This window comes from Enterobacter sp. RIT637 (genome assembly GCF_019718755.1).
GTDB lineage: Bacteria > Pseudomonadota > Gammaproteobacteria > Enterobacterales > Enterobacteriaceae > Enterobacter.
The window spans coordinates 72,779-98,645 of sequence record NZ_JAIHAZ010000003.1; the positions used below are offsets into that span (position 1 = coordinate 72,779).

The 25,867-nt window shown below is 62.0% G+C and carries 24 protein-coding genes; 13 read left to right on the top strand and 11 right to left on the bottom strand.

The window, feature by feature from the left end:
- Window positions 1-6: 6 nt before the first annotated feature.
- Together K5E19_RS07220 and entF are read left to right on the top strand one after the other, a co-directional pair.
- The gene (locus tag K5E19_RS07220) at window positions 7-219 is read left to right on the top strand and encodes an MbtH family protein (protein ID WP_221550594.1); all 213 of its coding nucleotides are present in this window, start codon (window positions 7-9) and stop codon (window positions 217-219) included.
- Window positions 216-4,073: an enterobactin non-ribosomal peptide synthetase EntF gene (gene entF, locus K5E19_RS07225; RefSeq protein WP_221550595.1), complete on the top strand. Its 3,858-nt coding sequence runs from the start codon at window positions 216-218 to the stop codon at window positions 4,071-4,073. Before K5E19_RS07220 ends, entF begins: the two co-directional genes overlap by 4 nt.
- Before the next feature lie 94 nt (window positions 4,074-4,167).
- On the opposite strand, the gene fepC is transcribed toward entF, so the two are convergent.
- Genes fepC through fepD form a run of 3 tightly spaced genes read right to left on the bottom strand, consistent with a single transcriptional unit; the run spans window position 4,168 to window position 6,958 of the window.
- Complete coding sequence (gene fepC / locus K5E19_RS07230; protein ID WP_221550596.1) at window positions 4,168-4,968, bottom strand: iron-enterobactin ABC transporter ATP-binding protein; 801 nt, start codon at window positions 4,966-4,968, stop codon at window positions 4,168-4,170.
- The gene (gene fepG, locus K5E19_RS07235; protein ID WP_221550850.1) at window positions 4,965-5,954 is read right to left on the bottom strand and encodes an iron-enterobactin ABC transporter permease; all 990 of its coding nucleotides are present in this window, start codon (window positions 5,952-5,954) and stop codon (window positions 4,965-4,967) included. The genes fepC and fepG overlap by 4 nt, the downstream gene beginning before the upstream one ends.
- The gene (gene fepD, locus K5E19_RS07240; RefSeq protein ID WP_221550597.1) at window positions 5,954-6,958 is read right to left on the bottom strand and encodes a Fe(3+)-siderophore ABC transporter permease; all 1,005 of its coding nucleotides are present in this window, start codon (window positions 6,956-6,958) and stop codon (window positions 5,954-5,956) included. Before fepD ends, fepG begins: the two co-directional genes overlap by 1 nt.
- Before the next feature lie 108 nt (window positions 6,959-7,066).
- On the opposite strand from fepD, the gene entS reads away from it, so the two are divergent.
- Entirely contained in the window at window positions 7,067-8,314 is a 1,248-nt protein-coding gene (gene entS, locus K5E19_RS07245; protein ID WP_221550600.1) for an enterobactin transporter EntS, read from the top strand.
- Window positions 8,315-8,360: 46 nt separating this feature from the next.
- Here the strand turns inward: entS and fepB are convergent, their stop codons facing one another.
- Window positions 8,361-9,320: a Fe2+-enterobactin ABC transporter substrate-binding protein gene (gene fepB / locus K5E19_RS07250; protein ID WP_221550602.1), complete on the bottom strand. Its 960-nt coding sequence runs from the start codon at window positions 9,318-9,320 to the stop codon at window positions 8,361-8,363.
- A 188-nt stretch (window positions 9,321-9,508) separates the two neighbouring features.
- Between fepB and entC the strand changes: the two genes are divergently transcribed.
- Genes entC through entH form a run of 5 tightly spaced genes read left to right on the top strand, consistent with a single transcriptional unit; the run spans window position 9,509 to window position 14,336 of the window.
- Entirely contained in the window at window positions 9,509-10,684 is a 1,176-nt protein-coding gene (gene entC / locus K5E19_RS07255) for an isochorismate synthase EntC (RefSeq protein WP_221550604.1), read from the top strand.
- Window positions 10,685-10,693: 9 nt separating this feature from the next.
- On the top strand, window positions 10,694-12,304 hold the full coding sequence (entE, locus tag K5E19_RS07260; protein ID WP_221550605.1) for a (2,3-dihydroxybenzoyl)adenylate synthase EntE: 1,611 nt from the start codon (window positions 10,694-10,696) through the stop codon (window positions 12,302-12,304).
- A gap of 10 nt (window positions 12,305-12,314) precedes the next feature.
- A complete protein-coding gene (locus K5E19_RS07265) occupies window positions 12,315-13,169 on the top strand; it encodes an isochorismatase (RefSeq protein ID WP_221550607.1) in 855 nt (284 codons plus the stop codon).
- A complete protein-coding gene (entA, locus tag K5E19_RS07270) occupies window positions 13,169-13,921 on the top strand; it encodes a 2,3-dihydro-2,3-dihydroxybenzoate dehydrogenase EntA (RefSeq protein WP_221550609.1) in 753 nt (250 codons plus the stop codon). Before K5E19_RS07265 ends, entA begins: the two co-directional genes overlap by 1 nt.
- A gap of 1 nt (window position 13,922) precedes the next feature.
- The gene (gene entH, locus K5E19_RS07275) at window positions 13,923-14,336 is read left to right on the top strand and encodes a proofreading thioesterase EntH (protein ID WP_221550611.1); all 414 of its coding nucleotides are present in this window, start codon (window positions 13,923-13,925) and stop codon (window positions 14,334-14,336) included.
- Window positions 14,337-14,400: 64 nt separating this feature from the next.
- Here the strand turns inward: entH and K5E19_RS07280 are convergent, their stop codons facing one another.
- The 3 genes from K5E19_RS07280 to K5E19_RS07290 are packed head-to-tail and all read right to left on the bottom strand — an operon-like array spanning window position 14,401 to window position 16,683.
- Window positions 14,401-15,513: a M20 family metallopeptidase gene (locus K5E19_RS07280; protein WP_221550612.1), complete on the bottom strand. Its 1,113-nt coding sequence runs from the start codon at window positions 15,511-15,513 to the stop codon at window positions 14,401-14,403.
- Between the two features lie 13 nt (window positions 15,514-15,526).
- Entirely contained in the window at window positions 15,527-15,991 is a 465-nt protein-coding gene (locus K5E19_RS07285; protein WP_221550614.1) for a YjiG family protein, read from the bottom strand.
- Window positions 15,988-16,683: a nucleoside recognition domain-containing protein gene (locus tag K5E19_RS07290; protein WP_010428444.1), complete on the bottom strand. Its 696-nt coding sequence runs from the start codon at window positions 16,681-16,683 to the stop codon at window positions 15,988-15,990. Before K5E19_RS07290 ends, K5E19_RS07285 begins: the two co-directional genes overlap by 4 nt.
- 268 nt (window positions 16,684-16,951) lie before the next feature.
- On the opposite strand from K5E19_RS07290, the gene cstA reads away from it, so the two are divergent.
- Together cstA and K5E19_RS07300 are read left to right on the top strand one after the other, a co-directional pair.
- Window positions 16,952-19,057, top strand: a complete 2,106-nt coding sequence (gene cstA, locus K5E19_RS07295; protein ID WP_221550615.1) for a pyruvate/proton symporter CstA — start codon at window positions 16,952-16,954, stop codon at window positions 19,055-19,057.
- A 59-nt stretch (window positions 19,058-19,116) separates the two neighbouring features.
- The gene (locus K5E19_RS07300; protein ID WP_006809671.1) at window positions 19,117-19,314 is read left to right on the top strand and encodes a YbdD/YjiX family protein; all 198 of its coding nucleotides are present in this window, start codon (window positions 19,117-19,119) and stop codon (window positions 19,312-19,314) included.
- Here the strand turns inward: K5E19_RS07300 and K5E19_RS07305 are convergent.
- From K5E19_RS07305 to K5E19_RS07320, 4 genes are all read right to left on the bottom strand, one after another.
- The gene (locus K5E19_RS07305; protein ID WP_029740113.1) at window positions 19,311-19,715 is read right to left on the bottom strand and encodes a helix-turn-helix domain-containing protein; all 405 of its coding nucleotides are present in this window, start codon (window positions 19,713-19,715) and stop codon (window positions 19,311-19,313) included. The genes K5E19_RS07300 and K5E19_RS07305 overlap by 4 nt on opposite strands.
- Entirely contained in the window at window positions 19,687-19,992 is a 306-nt protein-coding gene (locus K5E19_RS07310; protein WP_131633116.1) for a type II toxin-antitoxin system RelE/ParE family toxin, read from the bottom strand. The genes K5E19_RS07305 and K5E19_RS07310 overlap by 29 nt, the downstream gene beginning before the upstream one ends.
- A gap of 183 nt (window positions 19,993-20,175) precedes the next feature.
- Window positions 20,176-20,919 (bottom strand): SDR family NAD(P)-dependent oxidoreductase, encoded by a 744-nt coding sequence (locus K5E19_RS07315; RefSeq protein ID WP_221550617.1) that lies wholly within the window; start codon window positions 20,917-20,919, stop codon window positions 20,176-20,178.
- A 57-nt stretch (window positions 20,920-20,976) separates the two neighbouring features.
- The gene (locus K5E19_RS07320) at window positions 20,977-22,065 is read right to left on the bottom strand and encodes an oxidoreductase (RefSeq protein WP_221550618.1); all 1,089 of its coding nucleotides are present in this window, start codon (window positions 22,063-22,065) and stop codon (window positions 20,977-20,979) included.
- Window positions 22,066-22,224: 159 nt separating this feature from the next.
- Here K5E19_RS07320 and K5E19_RS07325 point away from each other — a divergent pair, with 159 nt between their 5' ends.
- From K5E19_RS07325 to K5E19_RS07335, 3 genes are read left to right on the top strand one after another with little or no spacing between them, the layout of a single operon-like run.
- Complete coding sequence (locus tag K5E19_RS07325; RefSeq protein ID WP_221550619.1) at window positions 22,225-23,727, top strand: sugar ABC transporter ATP-binding protein; 1,503 nt, start codon at window positions 22,225-22,227, stop codon at window positions 23,725-23,727.
- Window positions 23,724-24,719, top strand: a complete 996-nt coding sequence (locus K5E19_RS07330; RefSeq protein WP_039024441.1) for an ABC transporter permease — start codon at window positions 23,724-23,726, stop codon at window positions 24,717-24,719. Before K5E19_RS07325 ends, K5E19_RS07330 begins: the two co-directional genes overlap by 4 nt.
- 19 nt (window positions 24,720-24,738) lie before the next feature.
- Entirely contained in the window at window positions 24,739-25,803 is a 1,065-nt protein-coding gene (locus K5E19_RS07335) for a sugar ABC transporter substrate-binding protein (RefSeq protein ID WP_221550620.1), read from the top strand.
- Window positions 25,804-25,867 lie beyond the last annotated feature (64 nt).

The window sequence follows — 25,867 nt, forward strand, 5'->3', positions numbered from 1 at the left end:
GTCTGTATGGAATTCAGCAATCCTTTCGATAATCCGCAGGGACAGTTCGCCATTTTGCAAAACGACCAGGGGCAGTACAGCCTGTGGCCACAGCAGTGCGAACTGCCGGCGGGGTGGCGCGTGGTGTGCGAGCCGCAGTCCCAGGAGGCGTGTCAGCAGTGGCTGGCCGGGCACTGGCAAACGCTTGTCCCGTCCCATTTTGCGGAGGGGAGCGCATGAACCGTCTTCCTCTCGTCGCCGCCCAGCCGGGTATCTGGATGGCGGAACAGCTTTCCTCCCTGCCAAACGCCTGGAGCGTGGCGCACTACACCGAGCTGAAAGGCGATATCGACGCGCCGTTGCTGGCAAAAGCCATCGCTGAAGGCATGATGCAGGCCGATACCCTGCGCATGCGCTTTGCCGAAGATAACGGCGAGGTATGGCAGTGGGTGGATGACACCGTCATTTTGCCGGAGCCACCTGTCGTTCGTGTTGATTCTCACGCCGCCGCCGTGGCGCTGATGGAGGCCGATCTCAATCAAAACCTGCGCGTCGAGAGCGGCCAGCCGCTGGCGTTTCACCAGCTGATTCAGGTGGGTGAAAGCCACTGGTACTGGTATCAGCGCTATCACCATCTGGTGGTGGATGGCTTCAGCTTCCCGGCCATTACCCGGCAGATCGCCGCGATTTACGCCGCGTGGAAGAAGGGTGGCCCGACGCCCGCATCCCCGTTTACGCCGTTTGCCGAAGTGGTGGAGGAGTACCAGCGCTACCGTCAAAGCGAGGCGTATCAGCGCGACGGCGCCTTCTGGGCAGAGCAGCGCAGGCAGCTTCCTTCTCCGGTCTCGCTCTCTTCCGCGCCGCTGCCGGGACGCGCCGCCACTACCGACATTCTGCGCCTGAAAATTGCAATGGACGGTCGCGCCTTTAGCCAGCTTGCACAGGCTGCAGGGCTGGCGCAGCGCACCGATCTGGCCCTTGCGCTGGTGGCGCTGTGGCTGGGCCGCCTGACCGGGCGGCTCGATTACGCCGCCGGGTTTATCTTTATGCGCCGCATGGGCTCCGCCGCGCTGACTGCGACCGGGCCGGTGCTCAACGTCCTGCCGCTGGCGGTGAATATCAACCCGCAGGAGAGCCTGCCGGCGCTGGCGCTGCGCCTGGCGAACCAGCTGAAAAAAATGCGCCGCCACCAGCGCTACGACGCCGAGCAGATCGTGCGCGACGGCGGGCGTGCCGCAGGCGACGAAGCACTGTTTGGCCCGGTGCTGAACGTCAAGGTGTTTGATTATCAGCTGGATATCGACGGCGTGGAGGCCATCACCCACACGCTGGCAACCGGCCCGGTGAACGATCTGGAGCTGGCGCTGTTCCCGGACGAGCAGGGTGGCCTGAGCATTGAGATCCTCGCCAATAAACAGCGTTACGATGAGGCGACGCTCACCCGTCACGTCGCGCGTCTGAACGCGATGCTGATGCAGTTTGCGGCCAACCCGGACCTGCGCTGCGGCGAAGTGGAAACCGTTTCAGAGCAGGAATACCAGCAGCTGGCGCGCATCAACGATACCGGGCTGGCGCTGCCGTCCACCACGCTGGCGGATCTGGTGGCTGAGCAGGCGAGCAAAACGCCGGACGCCCCCGCGCTGGTGGATGCAAACGTTGAACTGAACTATCGCCAGATGCGCGAGCAGGTGGTCGCGCTGGCAAACCTGCTGCGCGCGCGCGGCGTGAAGCCGGGCGACAGCGTGGCGGTGGCCCTGCCGCGCTCGGTGTTCCTGACGCTGGCGCTGCACGGCATCGTCGAGGCCGGTGCCGCGTGGCTGCCACTCGACACCGGCTACCCGGACGACCGGCTGCGGATGATGCTGGAAGATGCCAAACCTTCGTTGCTCATTACCACCGACGAACAGCGTTCGCGCTTTAGCGATCTGCCGATTAGTTCGTTTAGTTACAACACACTGTTACCGGCTGCGGATGCGGAACCGCTGCGGCTGGCGACGCCGGAGCAGACGGCGTACATCATTTTTACCTCCGGCTCGACGGGCCGCCCGAAAGGGGTCATGGTCGGCCATACCGCCATCGTTAACCGCCTGAAGTGGATGCAGGATCATTACCCGCTGGACGCGACGGACGTGGTGGCGCAGAAAACGCCGTGCAGCTTTGACGTGTCGGTGTGGGAGTTCTGGTGGCCGTTTATCGCCGGGGCGAAGCTGGTGCTGGCCGAGCCGGACGCGCACCGCGATCCGCAGGCGATGCAGAGCTTCTTCGCGCAATACGGCGTGACCACCACCCACTTCGTGCCCTCGATGCTGGCGGCGTTTGTCGCCTCGCTGACGCCGGAAAACGTGGCGTGCTGCAAAACCCTAAAGCAGGTGTTCTGCAGCGGCGAAGCGCTGCCGACCGAGCTATGCCGCGAGTGGGAGCAGCTCACCCGTGCGCCGCTGCACAACCTCTATGGCCCAACCGAAGCGGCGGTGGACGTGAGCTGGTATCCGGCGTTTGGCCCCGAGCTGGCGGCGGTAGAGGGCAACAGCGTGCCGATTGGCTTCCCGGTGTGGAACACGGGGCTGCGCATTCTGGACGCGATGATGCGCCCGGTGCCGTTCGGCGTGGCGGGGGATCTGTATCTCACCGGCATTCAGCTGGCCCAGGGGTATCTGGGCCGTCCCGACCTCACCGCCAGCCGCTTTATTGCCGACCCGTTTGCCCCCGGCGAGCGCATGTACCGCACCGGTGACGTTGCCCGCTGGCTGGACAACGGCGCGGTGGAATATCTCGGCCGCAGCGACGATCAGCTAAAAATTCGCGGCCAGCGCATCGAGCTGGGCGAAATCGACCGGGCGATGCTGTCGCTGCCGGACGTGGCCCAGGCCGTGGCGCATGCCTGCGTGTTCAACCAGGCAGCGGCCACCGGCGGCGATGCCCGCCAGCTGGTGGGATACGTGGTCTCTGAATCCGGCTTACCGCTGGATCGCGACGTGCTGCTGGAGTCGCTCAAAGCGCAGCTGCCGCCGCACATGGTGCCGGTGGTGCTGCTGCAAATCAGCGCGCTGCCGCTCAGCGCGAACGGCAAGCTCGACCGCAAGGCGCTGCCGCTGCCGGAGCTGACGAGTAAAACCTCCGGCCGAGCGCCGGAGACGGAAACCGAAGCCGCCGTCTCGCAGGCGTTTTCCGCCCTGCTGGGCTGCGAGGTCAACGACATTGAGGCCGACTTCTTTGCCCTCGGCGGACACTCGCTGCTGGCGATGCGCCTGGCGGCACAGCTTAGCCGCACGTTCGACCGCAGGGTGACGCCGGGGCAGATTATGGTCGCCTCGACGGTGAGCAAGCTCAGTGCGCTGCTGGATTCACAGATGAGCGACGAGCAGGCGCAGCGTCTGGGCTATGAAACCCTTCTCCCGCTGCGTGAAGGCAACGGCCCGACGCTGTTCTGCTTCCATCCGGCGTCCGGTTTTGCCTGGCAGTTTAGCGTGCTGGCACGCTACCTCAGCCCGCGCTGGTCCATTACCGGCATTCAGTCGCCGCGCCCGGACGGGCCGATGCAGCAGCGTGCGGATCTGGATGGGGTGATTGAGCACCACCTGGCTACGCTGCGTAAGCAGCAGCCGCAGGGGCCATATTATCTGTTCGGCTATTCCCTCGGTGGCACGCTGGCGCAGGGCATTGCCGCCCGTCTGCGCGAGCGGGGTGAAGAGGTGGCCTTCCTCGGCCTGCTGGATACCTGGCCGCCGGAAACCCAGAACTGGGCGGAGAAAGAGGCCAACGGCCTCGACCCGGAGGTGCTGGCGGAAATCGAGCGCGAGCGTCAGGCGTTTATCGCCGCTCAGCAGGGGCAGGGCTCCAGCGAGCTGTTTAACGCCATCGAAGGCAACTACGCCGATGCGGTACGGCTGCTCACCACGGCGCACAGCGCGCGGTTTGACGGCAAAGCGACGCTGTTTGTCGCCGAGCGCACCCGAACGATGGATCCGCAGGTCGCCTGGGCGCCGTGGGTGGCGGAGCTTGAGGTGTACAGCCAGGACTGTGCCCACGTGGATATCATTTCACCGCAGGCGTTTGAGAAGATTGGGCCGGTGTTGAGGGAGATATTGGGATAACGTTAACAGCCCCTCACCCCAGCCCTCTCCCCAAAGGGGAGAGGGTGTAATCGTCCCCTCTCCCCTTTGGGGAGAGGGTCAGGGTGAGGGGACATCAGACCGCACGTTTGCCCAACGGCACCACCAGCGGCGTACCCGCCACCGGATCGTCAATAATCATGCAGCGCATGCCGTAGATCCGCTCGATCAGCTCCGGCGTCGCAATCTCTTTTGGCGCGCCCTGCGCCACAATCTCACCGTCTCGCAGGGCAATCAGATGCGTGGCGTAGCGGCACGCCTGGTTTAAGTCGTGCAGCACCGCCGCCAGGGTATAGCCCTGCGTGCGGTTCAGCTCGCTCAGCAGCTCCAGCAGGTCGATCTGATGGCTGATGTCGAGCCAGGTTGTCGGCTCGTCCAGCAGCATGATGGAGGTCTCCTGCGCCAGCACCATCGCAATCCACGCGCGCTGGCGCTGCCCGCCGGAGAGTGTGTCCACGCTCTGCTGGGCCAGATCGGTGATGCCCGTCGCCTGCATCGCGCGGTTCACCGCCACGTCGTCCTCTTTACGCCAGCGGGTAAACAGCGGCTGGTGCGGATAGCGTCCGCGCGAGACCAGCTCCTGCACCGTGATGTCCCCCGGCGTGGTGGCGTTTTGCGCCAGTAGCCCGATGCGCCGCGCTACCTCTTTGCTGGCGAAGCGCTGGATCTGCTCTCCGTCAAGGAACACGCTGCCCTCAGACGGCGTCATCAGGCGGCTCAGCGTGCGCAGCAGGGTCGATTTTCCGCAGCCGTTCGGCCCGATAATTGCCGTGAAGTGCCCGTCCGGAATGGCGACGGATAAGTCACGGGCAATGATTTTTTTGCCGTAGCCGAGGGTGAGGTTTTCGCCGCGCAAGCGGGTGGTTGAATCTGTCATTTCTTGCGTGACTCCTGAACGAGCAAGACGATGAGGTAAATCCCGCCGAGGCTGACGGTCACCACGCCCACCGGCAGTTGATAAGGCATAAACAGCCGCTGGGCGCAGAGATCGGCGGCCAATAGCAGCAGCGCGCCGCACAGCGCCGCCTGGGTTAATCCCCAGCGCGCCGTTCCGCTAAGACGGCGGGCGATGTGCGGTGCCACGAGGGCGATAAACGAGATCGGCCCGGCAATCGCGGTGGAGGCGGCGGTCAGCAGTACGGCGACCAGCATCAGCATCAGGCGCGAGCGTTCGACGCCCACGCCCAGCGCGCAGGCGCTGTCGTCGCCCATCTCCAGCAGGCGCATGCGTCGCACCAGCAGCAGCGCACCGATAAACATCAGCAAAATCAGCGGCGTAGCGGGCCAGATTTTGCCCCACGTCAGGCCGTTGAGCGAACCGGCGTACCACAGCCCGGCGGAGAGCGCGGTTTCCAGCGAGGCCTGCAGCAACAGCCAGGTGTTAAAGGCCATCAGCATGGCGCGGATGCCGATCCCGATGATGATCAGGCGGAAGGTGTCGATGCCGTTGCGCCAGGCCAGCGCCCAGATCAGTAAGGACGTCAGAATGCCGCCCGCCATCGCCGTAAAGGTAATGGCCGTCAGGTGCTGACCGAACAGCACCATCGCCATCAGCACGCCGCTCCAGGCCCCGGTGTTGAGGCCCATCACGTCCGGGCTGCCAAGCGGGTTGCGCATCAGCGACTGGAATATCGCACCGCTCACGCCGAGCGCCGCGCCGACCAGAATCGCCATCGCCACGCGCGGCAGTCGCCACTCCGTCACTACCATGGTGATATTGCGCGGCGCGCTGCCGAGCAGGGCGTTAAACACCTGCGCAAAATCGAGCGTCATCGCGCCGCTGCGCAGGCTCCAGACCGCCAGCAGCAGAATGGCGATAAGCAGCAGCGAGACGCTGGTGACTAAACGACGGGACGGGGCCATCATGCGCCACCTCCGCGTTTACGACGAACCAGGAAAATCAGCACCGGCGCGCCGATAAAGGCGCTGACCACCGAGACGCGCAGCTCGCCGGGCACCAGCAGGCGGCCCAGCACGTCGGCAAACAGCAGCAGGGCAGGGGTCGCCAGCAGGGTCACCGGCAGCGACCAGCGGTGATCCGCCCCCACCAGCCAGCGCGCCATGTGCGGCATCATCAGGCCAATAAAGGCGATCGGGCCGACCACCGCGGTCGCGCTGCCGCACAGAACCGTGATGGCGAGAAGACCAATCAGCTGCGTGCGCGCCACGCGGTTGCCGAGGGCAGTCGCGGTGTCGCTGCCGAGGCTCAGGCTGTTGAGCGCCCGGCTTAAAAACAGCGCTACGGCGGCGGCGAGGATGACCGGGGTCGCCACCACTTTTAGGGTTTCAAGGGTGCGGATATCCAGCGAACCGGCCTGCCAGAAGCGCAGCTGGTCGTAGACGTCCGGGTTGAGCAGGGCGATGCCGTTGGACAGGCCCTCCAGCACCGCCGCGAGCGCCACGCCCGCCAGCGTCAGGCGGACCGGACTCAGCTGGCCGCCGCCCTGGCTGCCGGTAAAGGCGACGACCAGCGAGGCAGCCAGCGCGCCGCAGAAGGCCATCGCCAGCTGCTCGGAAGGAGACGTCAACCCGAACAGCGCCGCGCCGAGCACGATGGCAAAGCTGGCGCCGGAGTTAACGCCGAGAATGCCGGGGTCCGCCAGCGGGTTACGGGTAAGGGTTTGCATCAGGGCACCGGCAAGGCCGAGCGCGCCACCCGCCAGCATTCCGGCAAGCGTGCGGGGGAGTCGGGCGTCGAGCACGATAATGCAGTCTGCGCTCTGGCAGGTGCCGGAGAGCGCATCAACGATAACGGACGCGGGCAGCGGCTTCGCGCCGACCAGCAGGCTGAGTGCAACCGCAAGGCTCAGGAGCAGCAGTAAAACGGGCACGGCAACGGCGCGCACCGCAGAAGAGGAAAACGACATAGCAACATCCATGATTTGATAATGATAGTGATTATCGTTATCTATCTTATTTGGCTATGTTAGCATGTGCGCCCATGGAAAGGGTAGAAATAGACTCAAGGCTTTGTCATGAATCAAAAATCCTGGCTGCTCAACCTCAGCCTGCTGAAAACGCACCCGGCGTATCGCGCCGTTTTTATCGCTCGCTTTATCTCCATTTTGTCCCTCGGGCTGCTCGGCGTGGCCGTGCCGGTCCAGATCCAGACCCTGACGCACTCCAGCTGGCTGGTGGGGTTATCCGTCACCTTAACCGGCGGGGCGATGTTCATCGGCCTGATGGTCGGCGGCGTGCTGGCGGACCGCTACGAGCGTAAGAAGCTGATCCTGCTGGCGCGCGGCACATGCGGCGTGGGCTTTATCGGGCTGTGTCTGAACGCGATGCTGCCGGAGCCGTCGCTGATCGCGATTTATGCCCTGGGGCTGTGGGACGGCTTTTTTGCCTCGCTGGGCGTGACGGCGCTGCTGGCGGCAACGCCCGCGCTGGTCGGGCGCGAGAACCTGATGCAGGCGGGGGCGATTACCATGCTCACCGTGCGCCTCGGCTCGGTGATTTCGCCGATGGTGGGCGGCCTGCTGCTGGCGACCGGTAACGTGGCGTGGAACTACGGGCTGGCGGCGGCAGGGACGTTTATCACCACCCTGACGCTGCTGCACCTGCCGCTGCTGCCGCCTCCGCCGCAGCCGCGCGAGCATCCGCTGAAATCGCTGATGGCCGCGATTCGTTTCCTGTTCAGCAACCCGCTGATTGGTGGGATTGCGCTGCTCGGCGGCCTGCTGACGATGGCGAGTGCCGTGCGCGTGCTCTACCCGGCATTAGCGGGAGAGTGGCAGATGAGCGCCTCGGAAATTGGCATTCTCTACGCCGCCATTCCGCTCGGCGCGGCGTGCGGGGCGCTGACCAGCGGCAACCTGGCGCAGAGCGCGCGTCCGGGGCTGATTATGCTGCTTGCCACGCTGGCGTCGTTTATCGCCATTGGCTTCTTCAGCCTGATGCCGGTGTGGGCGCTGGGCGTGTTGTGCCTGGTGATTTTCGGCTGGCTGAGCGCTATCAGTTCGCTGCTGCAGTACACCCTGATCCAGACCCAGACGCCGGAAGGGATGCTCGGGCGCATTAACGGCCTGTGGACGGCGCAGAACGTGACGGGTGATGCGATTGGCGCAGCGATCCTCGGCGGGCTGGGGGCGATGATGACCCCGATGGCCTCGGCGAGCAGCAGCGGGTTTGCGTTAGCGATGGTTGGCGTGATTTTGTTAGTGGCGTTGGTGGAGTTGCGGCGGTTCAGGCAGGAGAGCGTGTTGAACGACGGTGCGGCCTGATGCCCTCACCCCGGCCCTCTCCCACTGGGAGAGGGAGGGAAAATGCCTACTTAAACAACGCATTCAATCTGTTTAATACCAACATCGCGCTGTAATAATCCAGGCGGAACGTCTCGGTTCCCAATGCCCAAACCCGTTTGTTTTTCACCGACGGCAAATGCGCCAGCAGCGGGTTGGCGTAAATCGCATCCACGTCTTTCTGGTCGCCGGCAAACACAAACAATCCTTCGCCGTTCAGCCCCGTCGCCAGGTTTTCACCACCTAACTGGATAATGTCGTGGCGTTTGCCCTGGCTTTTGGAGGTCTGCAGCCCGGCGGGCAGCTCCGCCAGCGTAAAGCCCAGCTGGTGCAGCAGCTTGCCCTGCGCGGATTCCGCGGTCCACAGGTTGGCGCTGTGCGCGGCGGCGGTGTAGACGATGGCGTTCACCGGCTGCGGTGGCAGCTTCATCTGCTGTTTCACCTGCGCGAGCTGTTTATCAAAGGCGGCAATGCGCTCTGCGGCCTGTTTTTCCTGCCCGGTGATGGTGCCCAACTGGGTCAGCAGTTCCTGCCAGCTTTTATCGTCGTAGTTAATGATAAGCGTTGGGGCGATGGCGGAGAGCTGATCGTACAGCGCCAGCGCGGAATCCCCGCCGGTGGCGCTGATCAAAATCAGATCCGGCATCTGGGCGGCAACCGCTTCAGCGCTCGGCTCGCCGATGTACAGCCGCGCAACCTTGCGCTGTTTCGCCATATCCCCCCACTGGCGCAGGAAACCCTGCGCATCCGCCACGCGGTTGTTCGGCGTGGTCGCGCCGCTGGCGACGACCGGCGCGTCAATCGCCAGCAGGGAGCCGGTTAAGGTCACGCTGGTGGAGACAATGCGCGTCGGTTTGCTCTCAAGCGTGTGAACGCCACGGCTGTCGGTCACCTGACGCGGCCAGTCGGCGGCAGCGGCTGAGGCTAGTCCTAAAACAAAAAGTCCAGGTACAAGCAGGGTATTACGGAATAGGGCAGAGAGTTTCACAGCGCGACATCCTGTTTTTGTTGAAGATAATGCTTCTCATTTTCATGGCTGCCGCGAAGGGATGCAAGCTTTTGTCGCACAAGTTATTTGCCCGACGGTTGACAGCGAAGCGATGTGGGATTAGGTTAGCCGACGAAAATATAAATGATAATCATTATTGCTTCTTTTATCATTTTGAGGAGGATGATATGGACACGTCCCTGGCTGAGGAAGTTCAGCACACCGCGACCACGCTGCAATCAGACAGCTTTTTCTTTATGTCGCCTTACCGCAGTTTTACCACCTCAGGCTGCTTTGCCCGTTTCTCTGAATCCGCCGTTGGCGGCGACGATCCGGCAGGCCGCTTCCAGCAGAAATTAGCCCAGGCGTTCCGGAATGCAAAAGCCAGCGGCATTGCCCATCCGGTCATGGTTGGGGCCATCCCTTTCGATACCCGCAAGCCGTCTTCGCTGTTTATTCCCGAACGCTGGCAGACGTTTTCCCGCCCGGCGCGTCAGCAGTCTTCACGCTATTTCTCCCGTGCGCAGTCACTGAATATCGAAAAACGTACCGAGATCCCCCCGCAGCCCGTGTTCGAAGAGAGGGTCGCGCGCGCCGCGTCGCTCACCGCCACGCCGCAGGTGAACAAGGTGGTGCTGTCGCGCCTGATCGACATTGCGACCGATAAACACATTGATAGCGGTGCGCTGATGGAGCGCCTGATCGCCCAGAACCCGGCGAGCTTTAACTTCCACGTGCCGCTGGAAGACGGTGGGGTGCTGCTCGGTGCGAGTCCTGAACTGCTGCTGCGCAAAGAGAGCGCGCACTTTAGCTCGCTGCCGCTGGCAGGCTCGGCGCGTCGTCAGCCGGACGACGTATTGGATCGCGAAGCGGGCAATAAGCTACTGGCCTCCGAAAAGGACCGTCACGAGCACGACCTGGTGACTCAGGCGATGAAGGCCATTCTGGCACCGCGAAGCCACCGTCTTAGCATGCCGGATTCTCCTCAACTGATTACCACGCCGACGCTGTGGCATCTGGCAACGCCGGTAGAAGGCGAGGCGCGTGAAAATGAAAACGCCCTGACGCTGGCCTGCCTGCTGCACCCGACCCCGGCGCTGAGCGGTTTCCCGCATCAGGCGGCGAAGGATCTGATTGCCGAGCTGGAGCCGTTTGACCGCGAGCTGTTTGGCGGCATCGTCGGCTGGTGCGACAGCGAAGGCAACGGCGAGTGGGTGGTGACCATCCGCTGCGCGCGTCTGCATAAAAATACCGTTCGCCTGTTTGCCGGTGCGGGCATTGTGCCCGCCTCCTCGCCGGTGGGCGAATGGCGCGAAACGGGCGTGAAGCTCTCCACCATGCTCAACGTGTTTGGCTTGCACTAAGGAATACTCATGACCATCCCTTTTACCCGCTGGCCTGAGGAATTTGCCCGCCGCTACCGTGAAAAAGGCTACTGGCAGGATCTGCCGCTGACCCACATCCTGACGGACCATGCGGACAGCGATGCCGTGGCGATAATCGACGGCGAGCGGCACATCACCTACCGTGCGTTTAATCAGGCGGTGAACAACCTGGCGTCTGCCCTTCAGGCGCAGGGGCTGCATCGCGGCGAGACCGCGCTGGTGCAGCTCGGCAACGTGGCCGAGTTCTACATCACCTTCTTCGCGCTGCTGCAAATCGGCGTCGCGCCGGTGAACGCGCTCTTTAGCCATCAGCGCAGCGAGCTGAACGCCTACGCGGAGCAAATCAAACCCGCTGTGCTGATTGCCGATCGCGACCACGCGCTGTTTGCGGGCGATGATTTTCTCAACACCTTTGTGGATGCGCATCGCTCGGTACGCGTCGTACTCCTGCGTGGCGATAAGGGCGAACACGCACTGGAAGCGGCAATTGCGCGTCCGGCGGACAACTTTATCCCGAACCCGACGCCCGCCGACGAGGTGGCGTTTTTCCAGCTCTCCGGCGGCAGTACCGGAACGCCGAAGCTGATCCCGCGCACGCATAACGATTACGACTACAGCATCCGCCGCAGCAACGAGATCTGCGGCATCACCGCCGAAACGCGTTACCTGAACGCGCTGCCCGCGGCGCATAACTACGCCATGAGCTCGCCGGGATCGTTAGGCGTCTTCACCGCGGGCGGCTGCGTGGTGCTGGCGAACGATCCGAGCGCCACGCTCTGCTTCCCGCTGATTGAACGGCATCAGATCAACGTCACCTCGCTGGTTCCCCCGGCGGTGAGCCTGTGGCTGCAGGCGATTGCCGACGGCGCGGGGAACGCGCAGCTTAAATCCCTCAGGCTGCTGCAGGTGGGGGGCGCACGCCTCTCCGCCACGCTTGCGGCGCGCATTCCGGCGGAAATCGGCTGCCAGCTTCAGCAGGTGTTCGGCATGGCGGAAGGGCTGGTGAACTACACGGCGCTCGACGACGCGCCGGAGCGCATCATCAACACTCAGGGCCGCCCGATGTGCCCGGACGACGAAGTGTGGGTGGCGGACGAGCACGGCAACCCGCTGCCGCGCGGGGAGGTCGGGCGTCTGATGACGCGCGGGCCGTATACCTTCCGCGGCTATTTCAACAGCCCGGAACACAACGCCAGCGCCTTTGACGCCGACGGCTTTTACTGCTCCGGCGATCTGATCGCCATCGACGAGCAGGGGTACATCACCGTGCAGGGGCGCGAGAAGGATCAGATCAACCGCGGCGGCGAGAAGATCGCCGCCGAGGAGATCGAAAACCTGCTGCTGCGCCACGAGGCGGTGATCCACGCCGCGCTGGTGAGCATGGAGGACAGCCTGCTGGGCGAAAAAAGCTGCGCGTATCTGGTGGTGAAACAGCCCCTGCGCGCGGTCGAGGTGCGCCGCTTCCTGCGCGAGCAGGGCGTTGCCGAATTCAAGCTGCCGGACCGCGTGGAGAGCGTGGATGCGCTCCCGCTGACGCCGGTCGGCAAAGTCGATAAGAAACAGTTGCGCCTGTGGCTTGCTGAACGCGCCCGGGGCTGAGGAACAGAGTATGGCCATTCCAAAATTAACCGCTTACGCGCTGCCGACCGCCGCAGAGCTGCCGACCAACAAGGTGAACTGGGCGTTTGAGCCGGAGCGCGCCGCGCTGTTGATTCACGATATGCAGGAGTATTTCCTGAACTTCTGGGGTGAAAACAGCGCGATGATGCAGCAGGTGGTGGCGAATATCGCCAGACTGCGCGCTTACTGCAAAGCGCACAATATTCCGGTGTACTACACCGCCCAGCCGAAAGAGCAGAGCGACGAAGACCGCGCCCTGCTGAACGACATGTGGGGGCCGGGCCTGACCCGCTCGCCGGAGCAGCAGCGCATTGTCGCTGAACTGACGCCGGACGAAGCCGATACGGTGCTGGTAAAGTGGCGCTACAGCGCGTTTCACCGCTCGCAGCTGGAGCAGATGCTGAAAGAGACGGGCCGCAACCAGCTGCTGATTACCGGCGTCTACGCCCACATCGGCTGCATGACCACCGCCACCGATGCCTTTATGCGCGACATCAAACCGTTCTTTATCGCCGACGCGCTGGCGGATTTCACCCGCGACGAGCACCTGATGTCGCTCAATTACGTGGCCGGACGCTCTGGCCGCGTGGTGATGACCGACGAGCTGCTGCCGTCCGTTCCGGCCTCAAAGGCCGCGCTGCGCGAGCTGATCCTGCCGCTGCTGGACGAGTCCGACGAGCCGATGGATGACGAAAACCTGATCGACTACGGCCTGGACTCGGTGCGCATGATGGCGCTGGCCGCCCGCTGGCGCAAAGTGCACGGCGATATCGACTTCGTGATGCTGGCAAAAAATCCAACAATCGACGCCTGGTGGGCGCTGCTCTCCCGCGAGGTGAAGTAATGCGTTTTGATTTTACCGGCAAGACCGTCTGGGTGACGGGCGCGGGGAAGGGGATTGGCTACGCGACGGCGCTGGCGTTTGTGGAGGCGGGCGCACAGGTGACCGGCTTCGATCTGGCGTTTCCGCTGGGTGATTATCCGTTCGCCACCGAAACCCTCGACGTGGCGGATTTTGCTCAGGTCAGCGATGTGTGTGGCCGTTTGCTTAATAATCTTGAGCGGCTGGACGTGCTGGTCAACGCGGCGGGCATTCTACGTATGGGCGCGACGGACCAGCTCTCGCAGGAGGACTGGCAGCAGACCTTCGCGGTCAACGTCGGCGGCGCGTTCAACCTGTTCCAGCAGACGATGGGCCAGTTCCGCCGTCAGCAGGGCGGGGCGATAGTTACCGTGGCGTCCGACGCGGCGCACACGCCGCGCATCGGCATGAGCGCCTATGGTGCCTCGAAAGCGGCGCTGAAAAGCCTGGCCCTGACCGTCGGGCTGGAGCTGGCGGGCAGCGGCGTGCGCTGTAACCTCGTGTCGCCTGGCTCAACGGACACCGACATGCAGCGCACCCTGTGGAAAAGCGACGACGCGGAGCAGCAGCGTATTCGCGGCTTTGGCGAGCAGTTCAAGCTCGGCATTCCGCTGGGCAAAATCGCCCGTCCGCAGGAGATTGCCAGCACGGTGCTGTTCCTGGCGTCCGATGCCGCCAGCCATATCACCCTGCAGGATATCGTGGTGGACGGCGGCTCCACGCTGGGAGCGTAAGATGATCTGGAAACGTCATTTAACCCTCGAGGAGCTGAACGCGACCAGCCTGAACACCCTGGTGGCGCATCTCGGCATCGTCTATACCCGTATCGGTGACGACACGCTGGAAGCGGAGATGCCGGTGGATGCACGCACCCATCAGCCGTTTGGCCTGCTGCACGGCGGCGCGTCGGCGGCTCTGGCGGAAACGCTGGGCTCAATGGCCGGTTTTCTGATGACCCGCGACGGGCAGAGCGTGGTGGGGACGGAGCTGAACGCAACGCACCATCGTGCGGTCTCTCACGGTAAGGTACGCGGGGTGTGCCAGCCGCTGCATCTGGGCCGCTCGACCCAGAGCTGGGAGATTGTGGTGTTCGACGAGCAGGGGCGGCGGTGCTGTACGTGCCGGTTGAGTACGATGGTGTTGGGTTGAACGGTGAAGAATTGCCGGGTGGCGGCTTCGCCTTACCCGGCCTACAAAACGAACGATGGTTCCCTTACAACATTGACACGACCCGCTTTAACAAACGAATTCTCGGCTCAATGGACGCTTTATCCAGCCATTCCGCGGGGCTGTGGAACCCGGCGCCAATCGGCCCCAGGCCGTCGAGCGTCGGGATGCCCAGCGCGGCGGTGTGGTTGGCGTCGCTGCCGCCGCCGACCGCCTGCCAGGTGATGTCGATACCCTCCGCTTTTCCTGCCGCTTCAACCTGCTGCATCAGGGCCTGGGTCGCCACGCTGGCTGCCATCGCCGGTTTGTGATTCACCCGCGTAAGTGTAGTGGTCACGCCGTCTAAAAAGCCTTTTTCACATAACGCCTCCAGCGCAAGGTTCACCCGGTCGTACTCGTCGTTTTCCCAGAAGCGCACGTCGAGTTCGGCTACGGCGTTATCCGCCACCACGTTGGCCGCGCTGCCGCCGTGAATCACCCCGACGTTGAGCGTGGTACCGCGATCCCAGTCGGTTAACGCATTAATGGCGATGACGCTGTTCGCCAGGGCGGTAATCGCCGAGCGGCCTTTCTCCGGGTCGTTGCCCGCGTGCGCCGCCACGCCGCTGAAGGTGAGGTGATAGCCCGCCATCCCTTTACGCGCTTTCACCAGCGAGCCGTCGGCGCGGGCGGCCTCGCAGACCAGCACGCAGCGGGAACGCTTCGCCAGCTCGCCAATCCATTCGTGGGAATGCACCGAGCCGGTCTCTTCGTCCGGGTTCATCGCCACGGCAATCGCGAGTCGATCGTTGTCCGCGGCGTCAAGCCCGCGCATCGCCCACAAAATATTCAGAAGTCCGCTCTTCATATCCGAGACGCCGGGGCCGTACAGGCGGGTATCGTCCTCGCTCATCGGGCGCTCGGCGACGGTGCCCGGGGCAAACACGGTATCCAGGTGCCCGACCAGCAGCACGTCAAAGCGTTCCGCCTGCGGCTTGTTGCTGACGAACACACCGGGGCCCACCTTATCGCCCAGATTCACCTGCTCGGTGTACCAGCCCTCGCGCTGCCAGAGCTGCTGCATAATGCCTGCCACGGCGGCAACACCCGCAACGGTCTGGGTGCCGCAGTCCACGTTCACCAGAGTTTTCAGCTCTTCAATATAGTGGTCAAGATTCATGTTCACGTCCTGTTCAGAGAATAATGCGCATCAGCAGCATGGCTAAAAACGCGTTGACTACCGAGATGGCGATCATCAGCGGGATACGTTTGGCGCGGGTGCCAATCACGCCCAGAATGCGGCCCAGATACTGCACCTGCGAGCCCATCAGGTAGATGGCGGGCGCCAGGATCGCCAGGTGCTCGCCGGTGATAATGCCTTTATCAAACAGGCCGATGGCGACGCCGATCCCGCCGCCCATCGACATCCAGCCGCCAATCAGTACGGCGGCGGCCTCACCCGGCAGGCCGAACAGGCCCATTAACGGGGCAAAGATCATGCCTAGCCCTTCCAGGGCACCGGTAATTTCCAGCGCTTTGATGATGATAAACGCCATCACCACGTTGGGCAGGGTGCTGCTGGTGGCAATGCTCCAGCCTTTACGCGCGCCTTCGACGAAGACATCGGTAATCACGGGATTAGACTGTGGGGCACTCATGCGGCGTCTCCTTTACGGGTGAAGGACAGGATCAATCGCAGCAGATTTGCGCCCACGATTTTCATGATGAACATGACGGCGATACAGGCTCCGATGGACGTGGGAACCGCCGCCGTGCCGTCAACGGCAACCAGCGTGAAGAGGATCGCCCCCGAAGAGAAAAAGTTGGTGATCATCGCCCCGGCGGAGAACTGGAACATGGCGAAAACGTCCTTCTCTTTTTCGCTGATTTGTCCTTCATCAGACAGGTTGCGGGTCAGCGATGCGCCCACGTCGGTGCTTTGCAGGCTACCGATCAGCGCCAGCCCGGTAGTGCCGGGAATGCCCAGCAGCGGGCGCAGCAGAGGGGTTAAGAGCTTGCGGGCGGCACGCAGGGCGCCGTAGTGCTCCAGCACGTTGATCATCCCCAGCGCGAACATCACCGCAGGAATTAAACCGAGCGCGAAGAGAAACCCGTCCATCGCGCCGCTGCCGCCGGTGCCGCGAAAGGCGCTGCTGGCTGTCGTCAGGGTGCCGTCATCCAGGCTGGCTTTACTGACCACCTTGCCAAACGCACCGTTGAGGGTGGTGAAATCAAAGACGCCGTACCACTCTTTTCCGCCTAACAGGCCAGAGAAGAAAACGGCTGCAAACGCCAGGGCGAAGTACGCGCCCGGCCCGACCTTATGATCCTGAGGTACAGAACTGTTCATATCCTTTTCCTTGTAAGCGCGCGATTGCGCAGGATCATTCTGGCGAGGTTATGAGCAAAAAAAATGATACAAATCATTCCGTAAGGCGGCGCATGGATGAAAAAGGCAAAAGTGTGACCGAGGACGTCGCGAAAGTGATCGGCTTAACAATGTGGTGTAAATGTCTGGTTTGACCACGCATTATTGCGTTTCAAAGTTGTTAAATTTTTCCGGTTGTTCTAGAAACAAAATGTAACATCTCACTGTTTCACAACAACGGATAACCACTATGAACAACTCAGGGAAATACCTTACATGGGCAGGGCTCTCCGTTGTGGGAGCCTTTGCCCTGGGCTATATCGCCCTCAACCGGGGGGAACAGATCAACGCACTCTGGATCGTCGTTGCCTCCGTCTGTATTTATCTGATCGCGTACCGTTTTTATGGCCGCTATATCGCGAAGACCGTCTTAGGCGTTGACGCGACGCGCATGACGCCTGCCGTCCGACATAACGACGGGCTGGACTACGTGCCGACCGACAAAAAAGTGCTGTTTGGCCACCACTTTGCGGCGATTGCCGGAGCGGGCCCGCTGGTGGGGCCGGTGCTGGCGGCGCAGATGGGGTATCTGCCGGGGATGATCTGGATCCTCGCGGGCGTAGTGCTGGCGGGCGCGGTGCAGGACTTTATGGTGCTGTTCGTCTCCACCCGCCGCGACGGGCGTTCGCTGGGTGAGCTGGTGAGAGAGGAGATGGGGGCAACCGCCGGGGTGATTGCGCTGGTGGCGACCTTTATGATCATGGTGATCATCCTCGCGGTGCTGGCGATGATCGTGGTGAAAGCGTTAACCCACAGCCCGTGGGGAACCTACACCGTTGCCTTCACCATTCCGCTGGCGCTGTTTATGGGGGTCTACATTCGCTACCTGCGCCCGGGGCGCATTGGTGAAGTGTCGGTGATTGGCCTGGTGTTCCTGGTGTTCGCCATTATCTCCGGCGGCTGGGTGGCGGAAAGCCCGACCTGGGCACCGTTCTTCGACTTTACCGGCGTTCAACTGACCTGGATGCTGGTGGGCTACGGCTTTGTGGCGGCGGTGCTGCCGGTGTGGCTGCTGCTGGCCCCGCGTGACTACCTCTCTACCTTCCTGAAAATCGGCACCATCGTCGGGCTGGCGATCGGCATTCTGATCATGCGCCCGACCCTGACCATGCCTGCGTTAACCAAATTCATCGACGGTACCGGCCCGGTCTGGACCGGTAACCTGTTCCCGTTTCTGTTCATTACCATCGCCTGCGGCGCGGTGTCCGGCTTCCACGCGCTGATTGCCTCCGGCACCACGCCGAAGATGCTGGCGAATGAAAATCAGGCCTGCCTGATTGGCTACGGCGGCATGCTGATGGAGTCCTTCGTCGCCATCATGGCGCTGGTCTCGGCCTGCATTATCGATCCGGGCGTGTACTTCGCGATGAACAGCCCGATGGCGGTGCTGGCTCCTGCCGGAACCGTTGACGTGGTGGCATCCGCCGCGCAGGTGGTGAGCGGCTGGGGCTTTGCGATTACCCCTGAAACCTTGACGCATATTGCTAATGAGGTGGGCGAGCAGTCGATAATTTCCCGTGCGGGCGGTGCGCCGACGCTGGCGGTCGGCATGGCCTACATCCTGCACGGCGCGCTGGGCGGGCTGATGGACGTCTCCTTCTGGTATCACTTCGCCATCCTGTTCGAGGCGCTGTTTATCCTGACGGCGGTAGATGCGGGTACCCGCGCGGCGCGCTTTATGCTCCAGGATTTGCTTGGCGTGATCTCCCCGAACCTGAAGCGCACCGATTCGCTCCCGGCGAACCTGCTGGCAACGGCGCTGTGCGTGCTGGCGTGGGGCTACTTCCTGCACCAGGGCGTGGTCGATCCGCTGGGCGGGATTAACACCCTGTGGCCGCTGTTCGGGATCGCCAACCAGATGCTGGCGGGCATGGCGCTGATGCTCTGCGCGGTGGTGCTGTTCAAGATGAAGCGCCAGCGTTACGCCTGGGTGGCGTTAGTGCCAACCTCATGGCTGCTGATCTGTACCCTGACGGCGGGCTGGCAGAAAGCCTTCAGCCCGGACAACAAGGTGGGCTTCCTGGCAATCGCCAACAAGTTCCAGGCGATGATCGACAGCGGTAAGATCCCGGCGCAGTACACCGAGTCCCAGCTGTCGCAGCTGGTGTTTAACAACCGTCTGGACGCCGGGCTGACCATCTTCTTTATGGTGGTGGTCGTGGTGCTGGCGTTGTATTCTCTTAAGACCGCGCTGGCGGCGTTGAAAGTCGACAAACCGACGGCAAAAGAGACGCCTTACGAGCCGATGCCTGAAAACCTGGAAGAGATTGTCACCCAGGCCAAAGGGGCGCATTAACCTGTGTGCCGGGTGGCGCTAGCGCTTACCCGGCCTACATTTCCTGTGAGACCAGAATTATGTTCGACACCCTTTCCAAAGCAGGTAAGTACCTGGGCCAGGCCGCCAAAATGATGATTGGTGTGCCGGACTACGACAATTACGTCGAGCATATGCGCGTCAACCATCCGGACCAGACGCCCATGACCTACGAAGAATTTTTCCGCGACCGTCAGGACGCCCGCTATGGCGGCAAGGGCGGAGCAAAGTGCTGTTAACCCTCTTTCGGTAAATAGAGGCTGATCTGTTCCTGCTTGCAGCCGTAGATTGCCGCCAGCTTTTCACGGGTGCGTTTTTGCGGACGGGAGTCCAGGGCTTCAAGCTGTGACACGGCGGACTGGGTGATGCCGAGTTTTTCCGCCACCTCCTGCTGGGACATGCCGCGCAGGATACGCCAAGCGGCCTGCAGGCTGACGTTCTGCCAGGTCATGATGCTGCAGACTTCCCCAGGCAATTCAACGTCATCCAGACTATCGTGTTCGACCTCAATATCCTCCAGATCGTCGTCGGTTTCGTCGTCAATTTCTGCCATCTGTAAGAGCATACGAAAATATTCGTGATAGGGAATAACGACGTACTGCGTTTTCCCGTTATCGTCCTTGATTAGCTGTACAGCCATAGTTGGCACTCTCCTCATGCAGGTAAGTCGTTGAAGTTCTGCGCTTGACGGCCAAAACATAACAATGGTCATCGGGATCGCCACGAAGCGTATAGATGATGCGGTAATCGCCAACGCGTAGCCGGAAATGATCTTCTGTCGCCGATATTTTTTTGATATCGGGCCTGGGAGCCGAGCGGTCATCCAGCTCTGCAAGCTTTACCTCAATGCGACGCTGATACCGCTCGTCAATCTTTGAAAACGCCTTCTTTGCACCATTGGACCAGACAATCTTCATCCGTACCTCCACTGTACGCCCACACAAAATATAAGGAAATAATAAGACTAGTAGATAAATTCCGAATTTCTAATGGGATACTGTAGAGCGGAGAAAAAACGGGAGAAAGCGGCAAAACGCGAACCGTCGAGAGCGCTCGGGAACGTCTCTGCCGGGCGACAGAGGCTTACAGGAAATATGCGATCAGGCGTTCAAACCGCCGTCCACGTCCAGACCGGTGCCGGAGATTTGCCCGGCAAGCGGGCTGGCAAGAAACGTGACCGCCGCCGCGATGTCTTCCGGCTGGCCGTAATGGCCCAGGGCAATAAGCTGACGCTGAGAGTCAGCCTGTTCGCCGTCTTCCGGGTTCATATCGCTGTTGGTAGGGCCGGGGTGGACCAGGTTAACGGTAATGCCGCGCGGCCCTAAATCACGGGCCAGCCCGCGGGTGAGGGAGTTAAGGGCCGATTTGGTCATCGAGTAAACGGCAATGCCAGGCTGCGCCACGCGGTTCGCCAGACAGCTGCCGATGTTAATGATGCGTCCGCCGTCGGACATGTGCACCAGCGCTTCCTGAATGGCGATCACCACGCCGCGGATGTTGACGTTGATAAGAGCGTCAATGTCCGCCAGCGTCATGGACTCCAGCGGGCCGCCGCGCGCGATCCCGGCGTTGTTGACCAGAATGTCCAGCCCGCCAAGGGAACGCGCCGCATGGGTGACGACATCCTGAATCGCCTGAGCGCTGGCGCTGTCTGCCTGCACGGCTTCGCTGTGTCGTCCCAGCGCCTTAATCTCATCGGCGACCGCCTGGGCTTTATCGGCCGATTTTTCATACGTAATAATCACATCCGCACCGGCGCGCGCCAGCGAGAGTGCAATTGCCCGACCCAACCCGCGGCTGGCACCGGTAACCAGCGCCTTTTTACCTGTTAAATCGATCTGCATGATGACCTCGTTACAAGAGTGGTAAGAATCATCATTAGGTATAGCCTGTCGGCGCGATTAACGGCTGAAGGATTCCACTTTCTCAAACGCAGCGCGCAGAACGTCAGGCGTTAACGCAACCGGCAGATAGTGAATCGACTCCACCGGGCGCAGGGTGTGGGCAATCACCTGATCCAGTTCGTCGCGGTTATTGATGTCGATGTCCAGCTCGTGAAGCGTGGTCGGCAGGTTAAAGCGCTGGTACGCCGTCACCAGCTGCGCCAGCACGTCGTCCTGGCCGAGCAGGGCGCTCTGCACCAGAATGCCGTAGGCCACCTTGGTGCCGTGCAGGTATTTTTCCGTCTGCGGCAGCACGGTTAAGCCGTTGTGCACCGCATGCGCCGCCGCCACGCGCGTATAGCGTTCGCCCAGGCCGCCGACCATCCCGCCGCCGGCGATAATCGCATCCACCACGTCCCGGAATGCCTGCGTCTGTTCGCCGCGCAGCTGGTCGGCCAGCGCTTCCTCACTGTGTTCCAGCAGCACGTCGCGGATCGCCAGCGCGCCGTTGATGCCCAGCCGCACGGTCAGCGGCAGGTTCTCCGGCTCAGGTGCCAACACCACCGCTTCGTACCACTTCGCCAGCGTATCGCCGATGCCCGCCAGCAGATACTCCGCCGGGGCGTTAAGGACGATCTGCGGCTCCACCAGCACCAGGAAGTTGGCGTCGTCGAAGATCTCAAAATGCAGCGCCTGACCGGCTTCGTTGTACCAGACGGAGAGCGGGGTCCAGGCCGCGCAGGTGGCGGCAATGGTGGGGATGCCCACGAAAGGTACCCCTAAGCGGCGCGCCACGGCTTTCACCGTATCCATCACCGCGCCGCCGCCGACGCCAATCACCACGCTGGCGTCGCTGCCGGATTCATTCACCAGATGGGTGACGTCGCGCTCGCTGCAGTGGCCTTTAAACAGCAGGTGTTTCGCCCCCGGCGCGTTAAAGCTCTCCGGCAGGAAAGGGCGCGCGCCTTCGATAGCGCGCTCGCCGTAGATCCACACCGCGCGGGAAAGCTGTTCCGGGGTAAAGAAATCATTCAGATGTGCAAGGCTTCCGGGATGAGAGAAGTAGTTCGCCGGGCCAGGCACGACGCGGATATCGGTGTTGCTCATGATGTTGTCCTTTTTTAGCAAGCGCTAACCCGATGTTATGTCTGGACATCCGGATGGCTAATAATATTTTGCTTTAAGTTATGCCTTTTCCGTCGTTGTCAGTCAACCGGAGCTGTGAAAAATTCGATAAATCAGAAGAGTAATGAAGGATTTACGCGGATGGTTTCCAGTCGCCTTGAGATGCGCGGTATCAGCCTGGCCTTTTCCGGCTTTCAGGCGCTGTCGCGCGTGAATTTCACCTTAACCGGTGGGTCCGTACATGCGCTGACCGGTGCCAACGGCGCGGGGAAATCGACCCTGATGGCGGTGCTGTGCGGCACGCACGACCACTATGAGGGCGAGATCGGCATCAACAACCAGCCGGTGACGATCCGCGAGCCGCTGGATGCCAAACGGTTGGGGATCCACCTCGTGCAGCAGGAGGTGGACGTGGCGCTGATCCCGGGGTTAAGCATTGCCGAGAACATCATGCTCGACCAGCTGGCGCAGCCGGGGCATCGCTTCAGCTGGCGCGCGGTCCGCCAGCAGGCGAGACAGGCGCTGGCGCAGCTGGATGTCTCTCTGGACGTACGCCGTTCCATCGACAGCTGTTCGCTGGCCGAAAAGCAACAGATTTTGCTGGCACGCGCCTTGTCCCACCACTGCCGTTTTTTGATTCTTGATGAACCCACCGCGCCGCTGGACGCGCAGGAGAGCGAACGTCTTTTTGCGGTGGTGAGACGTTTGAAGCAGCAGGGCATCGGCGTGGTGTTTATCTCCCACCGCATTCACGAGCTGAAGGCCATCTGCGACACCCTGACGGTGCTGCGCGACGGCAAGCTGATCGAGACCGGCCCGATGACCGATCTGAGCGGCGAAGCGATCGTCGAGAAGATGCTCGGCCACGTGCTGAGCGATATCTATCCTCCCGCGCGACCGCCGCATGGTGACGAAACGCTGCTGCGCGTTGAGGGGCTTCACGACGACGCGCTGCTGAAAGATATCTCCCTGCACCTGCGCAAAGGCGAAATTCTCGGGATTGCCGGGCTGGCGGGGGCGGGGAAAACCGAACTCTGCAAGGCGCTGTTTGGCGCCACCAAAAGCCGTGTGGCGCGCGGTGAGCTGAATCATCAATCCTGGCAGCCGCGCGATCCGGCCGACTCCGTGCTGCGCGGTCTGGCGCTGGTGCCGGAGGAGCGTCGTAAAGAGGGCATTTTTATCGACGAGCCGGTGAGCATGAACCTTGCCGTGAGCGCCGATAACAGCTTTTCGCGCTGGAGCCTGTTTGGCCATCGTCAGGCGTGGCGCTGGGCGGAAGAGGTGATTGCCCGCGTCGGCGTGCGCGCCCGCGGGCCGGGGCAGGTGCTGCGACGTCTGTCCGGCGGCAACCAGCAGAAAGTCGCCATCGGTAAATGGCTGCGCAATGATGCCCGCGTGCTGATATTCGACGAGCCGACCAAAGGCGTGGACGTGAAGGCCAAAACCGATCTGTTCCAGCTGATTGACGGCCTGGCGCGCGAGGGTAAAGGGGTGATTTACGCCTCGGGCGAGTTTGCCGAGCTGGTGGGATTGTGCGACCGCATCTGCGTGCTGTGGGACGGGCGCATCGTGGCGGAAATCGCCGGGGCCGAGGCCCGCGAAGAGACACTACTTTATTATTCAACCGGAGGAACGGCGTCGTGAGCAAGGCCCTTTCAGTGAACGCGGCGGCGTCTGGCCGTCAGCAGATTTTCGATTTTCTCTACAAGTGGGGCATGCTGTTAACCGTTGTCGCGCTGGTGGCCGTCTTTGGCCTGGCGTCGGACAGCTTCCTCGATCCGAACAACATCATCAACATTCTGCGCTCGATTGCCATCGTGACGGTGATTGCCATTGGCGTGTCGATTTCATTGACCATCGGCGGGTTCGATCTCTCTGTCGGATCCACCGCCTCGCTGGCGAACGCGCTGGTGATTTCCCTTTTCGTCTGGCACGGCTTTGGCACTACCGAGTCGATTCTGATCACCCTCGCGCTCTGCACGCTGGTGGGGCTGTTTAACGCCTTCCTGATCGTCATTCTGCGTATTCCGGACATGCTCGCGACGCTTGCCAGCCTGTTTGTCATTCAGGGCGTGGCGATGACATACAGCTACGGCGGGTCAATTACCGAGAACATGGTGCTGCCGAGCGGCGACATGGCGGAAGGGACCATTCCGGCGGCGTTCAGCCTGCTGGGGCAGGTGCCGACCATCGTGATCGTCATGCTGGTGGTGACCGTGCTGGCGCAGCTTGGCCTCTCGTTGACCACTCACGGACGCCGGATGTACGCGATCGGCGGCAACCCGGAAGCGGCGCGTCTCTCCGGTATTCGCACCACGCGCTACAAGGTGGCGGCCTACGTGATCGCCTCGCTGCTGGCGGGACTGGGCGGGATTTTGCTGGCGTCGCGCATCGGTTCGTCGCAGGTGAACGCGGGCGGCGGATACCTGATGGATGCGGTGGCGGCGGCGTGGATTGGCTTCTCGCTGGCAGGCTCCGGCAAGCCGAACGCGCTGGGAACCCTGGTCGGGGCGGTCATTCTCGGCGTGCTGTCGAACGGGCTGGTGATGCTCTCCGTGCCGTATTACGCCATGGACATTATAAAAGGGCTGGTGCTCGCGGTGGCACTGGCGATTACCTACATACAAAAACGCTGACAACACAACGGGATAAAAAATGAAAAAGATTGCACGCTCTTTGGTGGCACTTGGGTTGCTCACGGCTCTGCCAGGCTTCGCGGCTACGCCCGCGCCGCTTCCGGCTGCCATTGCGAACCATGACGGCCCGATCCGCATCGCGGTGATCCGTAACCTTGGCTCAGACGACAACACCACGCAGTTTATTGCCGGCGCAATTCAGGAAGGGAAAAAGCTCGGCTTTAAGGTCAGCACCTTTTTAAGCAACGGGGATGACGCCAAATTCCAGGACTTCGTGAACCAGGCGATTAGCCAGAAATATGACGGGATTATTCTCTCTCAGGGGCGCGATCCGTACTCCACCGCGCTGGTGAAGAAAGCGGTGGATGCCGGTATCAAAGTCGCCGTCTTTGATACCGCCGTGAACGGCGAGATCCCGGGCGTAACCGTCACCCAGCAGGACGATGCCTCCCTGACGAACCTCTCCTTCGGCCAGCTGGCGAAAGATTTCAACGGCAAGGCCAATATCGTCAAGCTGTGGGTTGCGGGCTTCCCGCCGATGGAGCGCCGTCAGGCGGCCTATAAAGAGCTGCAAAAGCAGTATCCGGACATCAAAGAGCTGGAGTCTATCGGCGCCGTTTCCTCTGATGTGCAGGGCGATACCGCCAACAAGGTAGGTGCGATCCTCGCGAAATACCCGAAAGGCAAAATCGACGCCATCTGGGGAACCTGGGACGCCTTCAGTCAGGGCGCGTATAAGGCGCTGAAGGAGAACGGCCGCACCGAGATCAAGCTCTACAGCATCGACATTTCCAACCAGGATCTGCAGCTGATGCGCGAACCGGGCAGTTCGTGGAAGGTGAGCGTGGCGGTGGATCCGAAGCTGATTGGCGCGACCAACGTGCGCCTGGTGGCGAACAAGATTGCCGGAGAAGCGACGCCTGCTACCTACGATTTCAAAGCGGCGGCCATTCCGCAGGCGCTGCTGACCGCCCAGCCGGGCCCGGTGAACGTGGCGTCTCTGGGGAAAATCATTCCGGGCTGGGGGCAGACGGAGGATTTTATCGCGCCGTGGTTTGCGACGCTGGAAGCGAAAAATAAATAAAAACAAGCCGGGTGGCATCAGGTGCGGCCTGATGCCCTCACCCCGGCCCTCTCCCACAGGGAGA

Excerpts from the sequence above, each read along its gene's own strand:
- K5E19_RS07335 (WP_221550620.1), top strand. The coding sequence starts at position 24,739 with ATGAAAAAGATTGCACGCTCTTTGGTGGCACTTGGGTTGCTCACGGCT.
- entH (WP_221550611.1), top strand. The coding sequence starts at position 13,923 with ATGATCTGGAAACGTCATTTAACCCTCGAGGAGCTGAACGCGACCAGC.
- K5E19_RS07320 (WP_221550618.1), bottom strand. The coding sequence starts at position 22,065 with ATGAGCAACACCGATATCCGCGTCGTGCCTGGCCCGGCGAACTACTTC.
- entS (WP_221550600.1), top strand. The coding sequence starts at position 7,067 with ATGAATCAAAAATCCTGGCTGCTCAACCTCAGCCTGCTGAAAACGCAC.
- K5E19_RS07280 (WP_221550612.1), bottom strand. The coding sequence starts at position 15,513 with ATGAATCTTGACCACTATATTGAAGAGCTGAAAACTCTGGTGAACGTG.
- entF (WP_221550595.1), top strand. The coding sequence starts at position 216 with ATGAACCGTCTTCCTCTCGTCGCCGCCCAGCCGGGTATCTGGATGGCG.
- K5E19_RS07285 (WP_221550614.1), bottom strand. The coding sequence starts at position 15,991 with ATGAGTGCCCCACAGTCTAATCCCGTGATTACCGATGTCTTCGTCGAA.
- K5E19_RS07220 (WP_221550594.1), top strand. The coding sequence starts at position 7 with ATGGAATTCAGCAATCCTTTCGATAATCCGCAGGGACAGTTCGCCATT.
- entA (WP_221550609.1), top strand. The coding sequence starts at position 13,169 with ATGCGTTTTGATTTTACCGGCAAGACCGTCTGGGTGACGGGCGCGGGG.
- fepD (WP_221550597.1), bottom strand. The coding sequence starts at position 6,958 with ATGTCGTTTTCCTCTTCTGCGGTGCGCGCCGTTGCCGTGCCCGTTTTA.
- K5E19_RS07290 (WP_010428444.1), bottom strand. The coding sequence starts at position 16,683 with ATGAACAGTTCTGTACCTCAGGATCATAAGGTCGGGCCGGGCGCGTAC.
- K5E19_RS07265 (WP_221550607.1), top strand. The coding sequence starts at position 12,315 with ATGGCCATTCCAAAATTAACCGCTTACGCGCTGCCGACCGCCGCAGAG.
- cstA (WP_221550615.1), top strand. The coding sequence starts at position 16,952 with ATGAACAACTCAGGGAAATACCTTACATGGGCAGGGCTCTCCGTTGTG.
- entE (WP_221550605.1), top strand. The coding sequence starts at position 10,694 with ATGACCATCCCTTTTACCCGCTGGCCTGAGGAATTTGCCCGCCGCTAC.
- entC (WP_221550604.1), top strand. The coding sequence starts at position 9,509 with ATGGACACGTCCCTGGCTGAGGAAGTTCAGCACACCGCGACCACGCTG.
- K5E19_RS07310 (WP_131633116.1), bottom strand. The coding sequence starts at position 19,992 with ATGAAGATTGTCTGGTCCAATGGTGCAAAGAAGGCGTTTTCAAAGATT.
- K5E19_RS07315 (WP_221550617.1), bottom strand. The coding sequence starts at position 20,919 with ATGCAGATCGATTTAACAGGTAAAAAGGCGCTGGTTACCGGTGCCAGC.
- fepC (WP_221550596.1), bottom strand. The coding sequence starts at position 4,968 with ATGACAGATTCAACCACCCGCTTGCGCGGCGAAAACCTCACCCTCGGC.
- K5E19_RS07300 (WP_006809671.1), top strand. The coding sequence starts at position 19,117 with ATGTTCGACACCCTTTCCAAAGCAGGTAAGTACCTGGGCCAGGCCGCC.
- K5E19_RS07325 (WP_221550619.1), top strand. The coding sequence starts at position 22,225 with ATGGTTTCCAGTCGCCTTGAGATGCGCGGTATCAGCCTGGCCTTTTCC.
- K5E19_RS07305 (WP_029740113.1), bottom strand. The coding sequence starts at position 19,715 with ATGGCTGTACAGCTAATCAAGGACGATAACGGGAAAACGCAGTACGTC.
- fepG (WP_221550850.1), bottom strand. The coding sequence starts at position 5,954 with ATGGCCCCGTCCCGTCGTTTAGTCACCAGCGTCTCGCTGCTGCTTATC.